Origin of the sequence: Zobellella sp. DQSA1 (assembly GCF_041950555.1) — a bacterium.
In the GTDB taxonomy this organism is placed as follows: domain Bacteria; phylum Pseudomonadota; class Gammaproteobacteria; order Enterobacterales; family Aeromonadaceae; genus Oceanimonas.
Map to the genome: position 1 here is coordinate 1,524,141 of NZ_CP169531.1, position 13,253 is coordinate 1,537,393.

Genomic DNA, 13,253 nt, shown 5'->3' on the forward strand with positions numbered 1-13,253 from the left:
CCAGGAATCCGTGGTTCCATCTGTCCTGATACTAACCCTGGTGATATTTGCTGTGAATCGGGAATGAGCAATATTTCTCCGGCGCTGCTCCCCGGCTCCCGATAACTCGCTGCCTACAGGCCGACATCCCGCACGTTTTCCATCACCACGAAGGTGCTGGTCTGCAGCACGTGGGGCAGGGTGGAGATCTTTTCCCCCAGCACCATACGGTAAGCCACCATGTCCCTGGTACGTATTTTCAGCAGGTAGTCGAAGCCGCCGGCGATCATATGGCACTGTTCGACTTCCCCTATTTTGAGCACGGCCTTGTTGAAGGCGGTGAGGGCCTTGCTGCTGGTGTCGTTGAGGGTGACCTGGACGAAGGCGATATGACTGAGGCCGAGCTTGTTATGATCGACCAGCGCCGTATAGCCGGTGATGTAACCCTGCTCCTCGAGTCGACGCATCCGCAACTGGCAGGGTGTTTTCGACAGGCCGACCCGGGAAGCCAGCTCGGTGAGTGTTATCCGGGAATTTTCCTGGAGTTCCTTGATTATCTGCAAATCCGCCCTGTCCAAACTTCCCATTGTTACCGCCATTTTCAGTACTGATGTCCATTTTGTTAGTTAAAAATGTTCTATAAGTCTACACATGTTTCTTTATTGGTAAAATCGACTATTGGTTCTTCAGTACAATGGTAGCGTGTTTCAACGGTTAGGGTGATATCGGGCGTTGCCTGGCTCACCAACTGGAAGACGCATTTCTGAGTTCCATTTGCGACCGCAGGGTCAAAGGGCTGTCGTGGACTCGGACACGGACATGATCATCGCCGTTTCAGCCTGCCGCGCGCATTCACCGGATGTTTGGCTAGTCTGAAAACGGTTCGTCATGGCGAGCAAGCTCGCCTCTTGGAGAAAACAACTGACCCTGTTCGGAGGTATTTCCTCATGCTCGATACTCGAGCTCCATCCAAGCAAACAGTACTCGACCAACTGGCGGAGGCCTTTCGTACCAGGTTGGGCTCTCACCAGGCATCATCCCTGATCCACTTTTCACGGCAGTTCTACAGCGTTTCCGCCCCCCAGGAGCTGAGTGCTGCCAGCATCGACCATCTTTACGCCACCGTCCTGTCGTACTGGAACACCATCCAGCTCCTCGACGGCGCCGGCGGCAGGGTCGACGTCTTTAATCCGGACTTCGAACAGCATGGCTGGCACTCCGGCCATACGGTAGTCCGGGTGCACGGCCTGGACATGCCTTTTCTGGTGGACTCGGTGCGCATGGAACTGAACCGGCAGGAATTGGCGATTCATTCGATCAACAACTGTGTGATCAACGTCCGGCGCGACGAGGAAGGACGGTTGCTGGAGTTGAAAGACGCGGCTGGCGGTGAAGATGATGTGCATGCTGAGTCGGTGATCCACCTTGAGGTGGACCGCCACACCGACCCCGACCGGCTTCGGTCGATCCAGCGTGCACTAATGGAGGTGCTGACCGAGGTCAGAATGGCCGTCGGCGATCACATCGAGATGCGCGAGCGGGTTGGGCTGGTCCGGCAAGAGCTCAATCATGGCGCAGGGCAGGGCGAGGCGGAACATCGGCAGGAGGTCAGTCGGTTCCTGGACTGGCTGCTGGACGATCACTTCATCTTTCTCGGCTACGAGGCCTGGAACCTTGATGCCGACCAGGAGCAGGCTTCTGCAGCCTGTTCCCTCGGGGTATTGCGTTCTGTGAGTTCATCCCGCAGCCGGCAAGAAGGGACGCCCGGCGCCGCCTTGCCCGAGCTGATCGATTTTGCCAAGGACAACCACCGGTCCAGGGTGCACCGTCCCGGGTACCGGGATGTGATTGTCATCAAACGCCTGGATGATGACGGCAAGGTATCCGGTGAACATCGCTTCGTCGGGCTCTATACCGCGTCGGTCTATAGCCATGCGCCCGACCGGATCCCGTTGATCCGGCACAAGATAGCAGCGGTACTGGAAGGTTCGGGCTTCGAGCCCGGCGGGCACAGTTTCAGGCAGGTGGGCCAGATCCTTAAAGACATGCCACGCGATGAGCTGCTGCTGGCCAGTACCGATGAGTTGCAGTCGCTGGCGATGGGGATCTTCAGTCTGCAGGAGCGCCGCAAGGCGTCGCTGTTTATCCGGGCGGACAGGAACGGACGTTACTATTCCTGCCTCTATTATGTGCCGCGGGATCTGTACAACACCGCCCTGCGCGAGAAAGTGCAGGGGATTCTGGCCGACGGCCTGGGCGCCGTCGATGTCGAGATGTTTGCCGCCTTGTCGGACTCCGTGCTGTTTCGTACCCACTTCGTGGTGTACGTGCACTCGGATGAGCAGCATGCCCCCGACCTGGCTGCAATTGAAGCCCGGGTGATGGCGGCTTCCCGTTCCTGGGATGGCGATCTGAAGTCCAACCTCGTCGACGCCTTCGGTGAGGAAAAGGGCAATCGTTTCGCCAACCTGTTCCGCGGGGCCTTTCCCTCTGCCTACCGGGAGCACTTCTCTTCCGCGAACGGGGTGTGTGACATTCAGCATATCCAGCAATTGGCGGAAGGGCGCGATATTGCACTGCGTTTCTATCAATCCATCGACCCGGCGGCGCAGGGGCTGAAGTTCAAGCTGTACAGCCACGATACCCATGTGGTGTTGTCCGACGTGATCCCGTTGCTGGAAAACTTAGGGATGCGGGTCCTGGCGGAGCATCCCTATGTGGTGCGGCGGCGCGACGATCAGCAGTACTGGATCAGTGACTTTACGGTCAGTTGCAATACGCCGGATATCGAGTCGGAGCTGCAGAGGGTCAAACCCCTGATCCAGGAGGCCTTCGGCCAGATCTGGGCCGGCAAGGCGGAAAGCGATTCGTTCAATCAACTGATCATGGGGGCCGGGCTGGGCTGGCGTGAGGTGGCGTTGCTGCGTGCCTATGGCCGCTACAGCAAGCAGATCCGCTTCGGCTTCAGCCAGCCCTTTCTTGCCGACACCCTGGCGCGCAACCTGGTCGTGACCCGTTTGCTGGTGGCGCTGTTCCGGACCCGTTTCGAACCGGGAGAGACGGCGGACGATCACCGCCAGCTCGCGGCGGAGCGTATCGAACAGCAGATCCAGGAGGCGCTGGACCGGGTGGACAGCCTGGACGATGATCGTATTTTACGGCGCTTCCTGCTGCTGATCCGGGCCACCATCCGTACCAACTACTACCAGCGCCGGGCCGACGGGGAACCAAAGGAGTACTTCTCCTTCAAGCTCGACTCCCAGGCGATCCCGGATATGCCGCTGCCCAAACCCATGTTCGAGGTGTTCGTCTATTCGCCGCGGATGGAAGGGGTGCACCTGCGTTCGGGCAAGGTCGCCAGGGGAGGGATCCGCTGGTCCGACCGGATGGAAGACTACCGGACCGAGGTGCTGGGGCTGGTCAAGGCGCAGCAGGTCAAGAACTCGGTCATAGTGCCGGTGGGGGCCAAAGGCTGCTTTATCGTGAAACAGCCGCCGACATCGGGCGGGCGGGAAGCGATTCAGGCGGCGGGAGAAGCCTGTTACCGCACCTATATCCGCGGGCTGCTGGATCTGGCCGACAACCTGGTGGGCGGTGAGATCCACCCCCCCGCCGGGGTGGTGCGGCACGACGGTGACGATCCCTACCTGGTGGTCGCCGCCGATAAGGGGACGGCCACCTTCTCCGATATCGCCAATGAACTCTCCGCCGAATACGGCTTCTGGCTGGGCGATGCCTTCGCATCGGGTGGCAGCGAGGGTTACGATCACAAGAAAATGGGGATTACCGCCCGGGGTGCCTGGGAATCGGTCAAGCGCCACTTCCGCGAGCGGGGCCTCGACACCCAGAGCGAGCGGTTCTCGGTGATCGGCATCGGGGACATGGGCGGAGATGTCTTCGGCAACGGCATGTTGCTGTCCGACGCCATCGCGCTGGTGGCGGCGTTCAACCATCTGCATATTTTTGTCGATCCGACGCCCGATGCCGGGCGCGCGTTCGCGGAAAGACAGCGTTTGTTCGACTTGCCCCGTTCCTCCTGGGCCGACTACGAGACCTCGCTTGTCAGCGAGGGTGGCGGCGTTTTTTCACGCAGTGCCAAATGGATCGAGATCAGTCCGCAAATGCGGTCTGCCTTCGCGATCGAGGCGGACCGCCTGACACCCAACGAACTGATCACCGCCTTGTTGAAGGCGCCCGTCGACATGATCTGGAATGGCGGTATCGGCACCTACGTCAAGGCGGCGGTGGAAAGCCATGAAGTGGTGGGGGACAAGGCCAACGACGGGTTGCGGGTCGATGGCCGGGATCTGCGGTGCAAGGTGCTGGGAGAGGGGGGTAACCTGGGCGCTACCCAGCGTGGACGGATCGAATTTGCCCTCAACGGCGGCGCGGCCAACACCGACTTTATCGATAACGCCGGCGGTGTGGACTGCTCCGATCACGAGGTGAACATCAAGATCCTGCTGAACGAGCTGGTGCAGCAGGGGGACATGACCCTGAAGCAGCGCAACCAGCTGCTGCGTGAGATGACGGACGATGTTGCCCGGCTGGTGCTGAAAAACAACTACCGGCAGGCCCAGGCATTGAATATCGCCGATGCCTTCGCCGCCGAGTCGGCCGATGAACATATCCGCTTGATGCGCAGCCTGGAAAGTGCCGGCAAGCTGGATCGCACGCTGGAGTTCTTGCCCACCGACGAGGATCTTCTGCTGCGCAAGGAGAAGGGAGCGGGCCTGACCCGGCCCGAGCTGTCGGTGCTGATTTCCTACGCCAAGATCGAGCTCAAGCAGGCGCTGGTCGACTCCTGGCTGACGGACGACGCCTGGTTCTCGCAGGAGCTGTATACCGCCTTTCCCCAGCGTCTCAGGGATGACTTTCCGGATGCCCTGCGCAACCACCGCTTGCGCCGTGAAATCACCGCGACCCAGATCGCCAATGATCTGGTCAACCGCATGGGGATCACCTTTGCCCACAGTGTACGCAGCGCGACCGGGGCCGATTTCGCCCAGATTGCGGCCGCTTACCTGATTGTGCGAGAGGTGTTTCAGATTGCAGGGCACTGGGACGCCGTCGAGGCGCTGGATGGTCAGGTGCCGGTCGCTACCCAGGTAGGCATGATGAGGGACTTGCTGCGACTGGTTAAGCGTGGCAGCTACTGGGTATTGCGCCATCGGCGCCATGACCTGGATCTGCCGGCATGCATAGAGGCTTATCGGGATGCCCTGGCCGATGCGGTGTCCGGTACCGAGCGGCTGAGCCTGATTGTGCCGGCGGATCGTTGGCAGGAGAAGTTCGAGCGGTATCGTGAGCAGGCGGTGCCTGAGCAGTTGGCGGCGTACTGCGCATCGGCCGAAAGCCAGTACTGGTTGCTGGATATCATCGAGATCGCCCGCCAGCGGGAGGTGGGCATCGTCGAGGTGGCATCGGTTTATTTTGCCCTGGGAGAGCGGCTCAACCTGATCTGGCTCGATCGGCAGATACTCGCTTTTCCCGCCACCAACCACTGGCAGGCGCTGGCGGCCAGCAGTTACCGTAATGAGCTTGATCATCAGCTGCAGGCCCTGACCCGACGGGTCTTCGACCTGGAAAGGGACGATCAGGATGCGGCAGATGTGCCGGCCTTGCTGGAGCGCTGGTTCCTGCGACAGCAACCCCTGCTGGAACGCTGGCAGCAAACCCTCTCGGAAATACAGCGGGCGAAAGTGATCGATTGTGCGGTGTTCTCCGTCGCCCTGAGCGTTCTGCTCGAACTGGCGTAGCCGAGCCGACCGGCATTTTCCCAAGCCCTGTTACCGACCCCGTCTGCATGACCGCGACGGGGTCTTTTTGTTTGTGTGCCGTGTCGCCGGTAACGGACTACGGCGGGAAGGTAACAGGGGGGTTAGGTAATTTTCCTTTTTACTGCGCTTTTGTTAGGAAAATTGAAGTAATTGGTATCAGTAAAAAGTTTAAAAAAAGGAAATACTCCTGTCATATGGGAAATGTGACTTTCTTTCTTTGAGTAGAATGGTGGGAACGAGATTGTACGTACATACCGAGGGAGAAGGTTGGATGAAAGAACAAGCACTGTCGATGGCGGCTTGCCGGGAGAAGATTCGTGGTCATTACCTGGCGGACGAGGCCGCGGTGGTCAAGGCCCTGGCGGCCAATGCCCAGGTGTCCGCCGACGTTCGCGCCCGCATCTCGTCACGGGCGGTCGAACTGGTGCGTAACGTGCGCGCCAACTCCACCCCGACCATGATGGAAAAATTCCTGGCCCAGTACGGCCTGACTACCAAGGAAGGCGTGGCCCTGATGTGCCTGGCCGAGGCGCTGCTGCGGGTGCCGGACAAGAGCACCATCGACGAGCTGATCGAAGACAAGATTTCATCCGGCAACTGGGGCGAGCACCGTGGGCGCTCCAACTCGTCGCTGATCAACAGCTCCACCTGGGCGCTGCTGGTCACCGGCAAGCTGCTGTCGCCGGTCGACCGGCAGGGGTTGTCGAACACCCTGCGCGGCATGGTCAAGCGCCTGGGCGAGCCGGTGGTGCGCACCGCCGTCGGTCAGGCGATGAAGGAGATGGGGCGCCAGTTCGTGCTGGGCCGCAACATCGAGGAAGCGGTTAAGCGTGCGAAAAGCTACGAGGCCCGCGGCTACACCTACTCCTATGACATGCTGGGCGAGGCCGCCCGCACCGACGCCGACGCGCTGCGCTATCACCGGGCCTACTCCGATGCCATCAAGTCCCTGGCACCACACTGTGTGCACCAGGAAATCCGCAAGAACCCGGGTATTTCGGTCAAACTGTCGGCGCTGCATGCCCGTTACGAGTTCGGCCAGAAAGCTCGGGTGATGAACGAACTGGTGCCCCGGGCCCTGGACCTGGCCAAGCAGGCCAAGGCCGCCAACATGGGCTTCAATATCGACGCGGAAGAAGCGGATCGCCTGGACTTGTCCCTGGACGTCATCGAAGCCGTGCTGTCCGATCCCGCCCTGGCGGGCTGGGACGGCTTCGGTATCGTGGTGCAGGCGTTTGGCAAGCGGGCCGCCCACGTGCTCGACTGGCTGTACGCCCTGTCCACAAGGCTTGATCGACGCATCATGGTGCGGCTGGTGAAAGGCGCCTACTGGGATGCGGAGATCAAGCGCGCCCAGGTCATGGGGTTGCCGGATTTCCCGGTATTCACCCGCAAGGTCAACAGCGATCTGTCCTACATCGCCTGTGCCAAGAAACTGCTGGGGATGACCGATCGCATCTATCCCCAGTTCGCCACCCACAATGCCCATTCGGTGTCGGCCATCCTCGAGCTGGCCCAGGGGCAGGACTGCTTCGAATTCCAGCGCCTGCACGGCATGGGCGAATCGCTGCACGACGCCGTGCTCACCAAACAGGGCACCCGCTGTCGCATCTATGCACCGGTGGGCGCCCACCAGGATCTGCTGGCTTACCTGGTACGCCGCCTGCTCGAGAATGGCGCCAACAGTTCCTTCGTCAACCAGATTGTCGACACCCGCATCCAGCCCGAAGACATCGCCCGGGATCCCTTTGATGCGGTCGAGGCCATGGGCGATGCGTTGTCGAGCAAGATCATTGCCCGCCCTGCCGATCTGTATGGCGCCAAACGCCGCAACTCACGGGGCTGGGATTTCACCGACCCGGTGGAAGTGGCGGAAATAGAAGCCGCCCGCGCGCCTTTCCGGAGCCATCAGTGGAGCGGCGGGCCCGTCATCGCCGGCCCGGTGCAGAGCACCCGGGTCGAGGAAGTGCGCAACCCGGCGGTACCGTCGGATCTGGTGGGCCATGTGACCCAGGCCTCGGCAGAGGATATCGAAACCGCCATCGCCGCCGCCCGCGCCGGCTTCGAGATCTGGTCCGCGCTGCCGGTGGCGGAGCGCAGCGCGCGCATCCGCCGGGTGGCCGATCTGTTCGAAGCGCATGCCCCCGAGCTGTTCGCCCTGGCGACCCGGGAAGCGGGCAAGAGCCTGCCGGATGCGATTGCCGAAATCCGCGAAGCCGTCGACTTCGCCCGTTACTATCCGAACGAAGCCGAGCGCAACCAGGCGTTCGGTAACGGCCGTGGAGTGATCAGCTGTATCTCCCCCTGGAACTTCCCGCTGGCCATCTTCGCCGGCCAGGTACTGGCGGGGCTGGCGGCGGGCAACGCCGTCATCGCCAAGCCCGCCGGACAGACCGCGCTGATCGCCACCCGGGCCGTCGAGCTGATGCATGAAGCCGGTATTCCCTGCGAGGCCATCCAGCTGCTGCCCGGCAGCGGCAGCACCGTGGGGGCGGCCCTGACCTCGGATCCGCGCATCGATGGCGTCTGCTTTACCGGCTCCACCGCCACCGCCCAGCACATCAACAAGGTGATGGCCGAGTCCATGGCGCCACAGGCGCCGCTGGTGGCCGAAACCGGCGGCCTGAACGCCATGATAGTGGATTCCACCGCGCTGCCGGAGCAGGTAGTGCGCGACGTGCTAGCCTCCTCCTTCCAGAGCGCCGGCCAGCGCTGCTCCGCCCTGCGCATGCTCTATGTGCAGAAGGACATCGCCGATCACCTGCTGGAGATGCTGTTCGGGGCCATGGACGAGCTGCGCCTGGGCAACCCCTGGCAGCTCGACACCGACGTGGGCCCGGTGATCGATCAGAACGCCAAGCGGGGCATAGAAGCGCACTGCGAAAAATTCGCGCGCATGGGACGGGTGCTCAAGCAACTGCCGGTGCCCGCCGAGGGGCTCTTCGTGGCGCCGACCGTGATCAAGCTCGAAGGCATCCACGAACTGGAAGAGGAGATCTTCGGGCCGGTGCTGCATGTGGCCACTTTCGAGGCGGATGAACTCGACCGGGTGGTTGATCAAATCAACGCCCAGGGCTTCGGCCTGACCTTCGGCCTGCATACCCGGGTCGACAAGCGGGTAGAACGCATCGTCAACCGGGTCAAGGTCGGCAATATCTACGTCAACCGCAACCAGATCGGCGCCATCGTCGGCTCCCAGCCCTTCGGCGGCGAAGGGCTCTCGGGTACCGGTCCCAAGGCCGGTGGCCCCCAGTACGTGCGCCGCTTTATGGCGTCCGGAACCATGGCGGGCATCGAGGGAACGGCGCCGGCATCGGTGACGGCGGCACAGCTGCAGAGCGCCATCGACCGCCTGGACGGACGGGCTTGGTCTGTGGCCCGGAACCGGGCCGAGCGCCTTGTGCCGATCTTCGGCACCGTGCCCGCGGCGCTGGATGCGACCCCGGAAGAGATGCCGGGCCCCACCGGCGAGCTCAACCGGCTGCGCTGTTGTGCCCGTGGCACCGTGCTCTGCCTGGGGCCGGATCGGGACTCGGCCCTGAAGCAGGCGGGTACCGCCCTGTCCCAGGGTAACGCCGTGGTGGTGGTGGCACCCGGTATGGGGCAGGCCCTGGCGGGTGCCGAGGCGGCAGGCATTCCGGCCATCGGCCTGGACGGCCTGTTGCAGCCCGTCGCCCTCGAAACCGTCACCGGCTTCGAGGCGGTGGCCAGCCACGCCGGCACGGCCACCCTGCGCCAGTATCGGGTGGCCCTGTCGCACCGCGACGGTGCCCTGCTGCCGCTCGTCACCGAGCAGGACGTGCCCGAGCGCTTCGTGATCGAGCGCCACCTCTGCGTCGATACCACGGCGGCCGGCGGCAACGCCAGCCTGATCGCGGCGTCGGAGTAAAGGAAGCGGCGGCCGCCGCTTCGTCCCAAGAGACACCGGCGGCCGTCATTCTTTTCATGTCATCGAGTAAGGAGAGAGTCATGGAGACGTTAACCAGATCCCTCGCGGATGCGCAACCCTCCGGTTGTTACCGCCTCGCGTCCGGTCCGGAAAAGCAGGTCGCAAAACGTGACGCTGACAGCTCGGAACTCCAGCACGACCGGGATGATGAGGAGGCTTGTTTCGTTCGCTCGTTGAACTGAGCGGCGTCGTACCTCATTTAATGCGAATCCGGATAGGCCTCCGTCCGCCAGTGGCGGAAGCAACGGCTATTCAGGATCAGGTAGCGTCGGCTAGGGAGGATGTCAGCCGCGTCGCCTGGTAAGTGGATCCAGCACTGGATTCCCGGGGCACTCAGTGCCTGTGAAGGTTTTCTGGTAGTGGGGCAGTCGTCGACTCCACAGGTCGGCAGCCGTTTTGGCTGACTGTGGGACGGCAACCCGGCCGGGAACCGTTCTTGACCATCGAAGTGGGTAATCCACAGGGAGAATGAATATGAAAGATTCATATAAATCAAAAGATTGTCGCTTGCCGAGTTTGCCATTGGCGCTCACCCCCATCGTTCTGACATTGCTGGTGCTGGGAATTCAGCTGTTCTATTTCGGCGACTTCACGCCCCATATCCCGCTGGCCATCGGATTGGCGATTACCGCTCTCGTCGGGATAAGGCTCGGTTTGAGGTGGCGGCAGATAGAAGAGGGGATCTTCCACGTCATCCATGTATCCCTGCCTTCCGTCTCCGTGCTGATCTGTGTCGGCATGATAATCGGGGTATGGATTGCCAGCGGTACCGTCCCCACCCTGATCTATTACGGCCTGACCCTGCTGACGCCACAGCTTTTCCTGGCGGCGGCCATGCTGCTCTGCTCCGTTGTCTCGCTCGCATTGGGTACCTCCTGGGGCACCGTCGGTACCGTGGGGCTGGCGCTGATGGGCATCGGGGCCGGCTTCGACATTCCGATGTACTGGACCGCGGGCGCCGTGGTGTCCGGGGCCTTCTTCGGTGACAAGATCTCGCCGCTGTCCGACACCACCAACCTGGCACCGGCGGTGACCGGCACCGACCTGTTCTCTCATATCAAGAACATGATGCCGACCACGATCCCGGCCATGCTGATCGCCTTTGTCATCTACCTCTTCGCCGGTTTTTCCCTGATCGGTTCGGACGATGCCTCCTTCGACAGGATCAACGCGATCACCGCTTCCTTGCAGGAAAATTTCACGATTTCGGCCTGGCTGTTGCTGCCCGCGCTGCTGGTCATTGTGCTGGCGGTCAAGCGCATGCCCCCGATCCCGTCCCTGTTCGCCGGCGTGCTGGCCGGTGCGGTGGCGGCCATGCTGGTGCAGGGTGTTGGCTTGCATGACCTGTTCACCTACGGCAACAGCGGCTATTCGATCAGCACCGGCGTCGGCGAGATAGACAGCCTGCTCAACCGGGGCGGCATCCAGTCGATGATGTGGACCATCTCCCTGGTGCTGATCGCGCTGGGCTTCGGTGGCGCCCTGGAGAAAACCCGCTGCCTGGAAGCCATCATCAAGGTGATCATTCGCAAGGTACGCAGCTTTGCCGGCGTGCAGACGGCAGCGGCCGCCACTTCGGTCGCCACCAACCTGGTGGCCGGCGACCCCTACCTGTCCATCGCCCTGCCGGGCCGCATGTACGCACCGGTGTATCGGGGCATGGGCTATTCACCGCTGAACCTGTCCCGCGCCATCGAAGAAGGCGGTACCCTGATATCACCGCTGGTACCCTGGAACGCCGGCGGGGCCTTCGTTATCAGTGCCCTGGGGCTGGGCATCGCCGAGGGCAATATCGAAAACCTGCTCTATATCCCCCTGGCCTTCGCCTGCTGGATAGCGCCGATACTGGGCATCGCCTATGCGTATTTCGGCCTGTTCTCGCCGCGTGCCAGTGAGTCCGAGCGTCGTGAGTGGCAGGAGAAGGGCGAGCTTGTCAGCGACGTCGGTGAGCGGAGTCGGGATGACGTCCTGGAGCCCAGCGCCGCCGCTGTCGCCTCGGCGAAAGGGCGCTGACCGTTAAAGGCTGACCGTAAAAGAAAGTACCACTCCATAAACGTCTGCTCGTCGACCCTGTCGGCGAGCAGCCGGGCTCGGCAAGGCCGAGCTCCGCCTCTTTCCAGACCCTGTTCGAATCCCTTCTCTGCCCGCCATTCCCGAAGGCTCCCCCGCTGCGTGCTCTTATCCTGTTTTAAGGAACGGGTGGCATGGGGGTGGTGATGCCACGACAAGTGCGTAGCCTGGAACAAGAACCTCATAGTTGCGGCCAAGTGTTGCGGGTCGGCCTGGCGTAGTCTGGCTGAACAGTTCCCGTTGTTTCGAGGTGAAAAATGCAACTGAATGCCCAACAAGTCATCGATGCCCTGCCGTGGGACGCGCTGATCGATCAGCTTGCCGATATCTTTACCCAAGAGGTGCAGTCTCCGGTTCGGCACCATCACTTTATTCCGGTGCCCGATGCGCCCCAGGCGACCCTGCTGCTGATGCCCGCCTGGATTGAAGGGGAGTTCCTCGGCATCAAGCAGGTGAATGTGTTCCCCGGCAACAGCGCGCTGAACCTGCCCGGGCTGAACAGCCATTATCTGCTTAACTGCGGCCGGACCGGGCGCCCGCTGGTGCAACTGGAAGGCAACGAACTGACCGCCCGGCGTACCGCGGCGGTGTCGGCGCTGGCGGCCCGTTACCTCGCCAGGAGCGATGCCTCCAGGCTGCTGGTCATGGGCGCCGGCCGCATGGCCCGTCGCCTGATCCCGGCGCACATGGCGGTGCGTCCCATCGACAAGATCTGGGTCTGGGCGCGCAACCCGGCCGCGGCGGCCGAACTGGTCGAAGAGCTCGGTGAGCAGGGGCTCGATATCCAGGTGGCCACGGAGCAGGAGTTGCCGGAGCTGGTGCCGCAGATGGATATCGTCAGCTGCGCCACCATGGCCGAGACGCCCATCCTCAAGGGGGAATGGCTGAGCCCCGGCTGCCACCTGGACCTGATCGGCAGTTTCACCCCCACCATGCGCGAGGCCGACGACGAAGCCCTGCGGCGCAGCCACATCTTCGTGGATACCCGTGCCGGTGCCCTGAGCGAGACGGGAGAGTTGCTGATCCCCATCCGTCAGGGGGTGATAACGCCAGACCATGTCCTGGCCGAGCTGTCCGAATTGTGCGGCGGAAAACACGCCGGCCGTTCGGCGCTGCCCGATCCTGACAGTGCCATTACCCTGTTCAAGTCGGTCGGCGCCTCCCTGGAGGATCTGGCGGCCGCCATTCTCGCGTACCAACGCAGCCAGAACCGTTAAGGCGGAGCCGGTTTTTATCGTGTCATGGAGGAAAGACAGACATGGATACCACAGTAACGAACAACACCACGTCAATCAGTTTACCGAGCCTGCCCATTGCCCCTCGTGGTGCTGATGGCCCTGGCTTTCTTCAAGGTATCACCGGTACCTGCGCTGCTCTATGCGCCCCTGGCCTTTGCCTGCTGGTTGTCGCCGCTGATCGGTATTGTTTATGTCCAGATGGGGTGGTTTTCAAAACGGGTGAGTCCGGAGTAACGG

At 62.2% G+C, this 13,253-nt stretch carries 6 protein-coding genes; 5 read left to right on the plus strand and 1 reads right to left on the minus strand.

Annotation, left to right across the window (positions count from 1 at the left end):
• Nucleotides 1-113: 113 nt before the first annotated feature.
• Complete coding sequence (locus tag ACEVBK_RS07345) at nucleotides 114-566, minus strand: Lrp/AsnC family transcriptional regulator (RefSeq protein ID WP_375057955.1); 453 nt, start codon at nucleotides 564-566, stop codon at nucleotides 114-116.
• Between the two features lie 360 nt (nucleotides 567-926).
• On the opposite strand from ACEVBK_RS07345, the gene ACEVBK_RS07350 reads away from it, so the two are divergent.
• From ACEVBK_RS07350 to ACEVBK_RS07370, 5 genes are all read left to right on the plus strand, one after another.
• Nucleotides 927-5,738: an NAD-glutamate dehydrogenase gene (locus ACEVBK_RS07350; RefSeq protein WP_375057956.1), complete on the plus strand. Its 4,812-nt coding sequence runs from the start codon at nucleotides 927-929 to the stop codon at nucleotides 5,736-5,738.
• A gap of 292 nt (nucleotides 5,739-6,030) precedes the next feature.
• Nucleotides 6,031-9,648 (plus strand): bifunctional proline dehydrogenase/L-glutamate gamma-semialdehyde dehydrogenase PutA, encoded by a 3,618-nt coding sequence (putA, locus tag ACEVBK_RS07355; RefSeq protein ID WP_375057957.1) that lies wholly within the window; start codon nucleotides 6,031-6,033, stop codon nucleotides 9,646-9,648.
• 534 nt (nucleotides 9,649-10,182) lie between these two features.
• Nucleotides 10,183-11,721 (plus strand): Na+/H+ antiporter NhaC, encoded by a 1,539-nt coding sequence (nhaC, locus tag ACEVBK_RS07360; protein ID WP_375057958.1) that lies wholly within the window; start codon nucleotides 10,183-10,185, stop codon nucleotides 11,719-11,721.
• A 314-nt stretch (nucleotides 11,722-12,035) separates the two neighbouring features.
• Complete coding sequence (locus tag ACEVBK_RS07365) at nucleotides 12,036-12,995, plus strand: ornithine cyclodeaminase family protein (protein WP_375057959.1); 960 nt, start codon at nucleotides 12,036-12,038, stop codon at nucleotides 12,993-12,995.
• Nucleotides 12,996-13,091: 96 nt separating this feature from the next.
• Complete coding sequence (locus tag ACEVBK_RS07370) at nucleotides 13,092-13,250, plus strand: hypothetical protein (protein ID WP_375057960.1); 159 nt, start codon at nucleotides 13,092-13,094, stop codon at nucleotides 13,248-13,250.
• Nucleotides 13,251-13,253 lie beyond the last annotated feature (3 nt).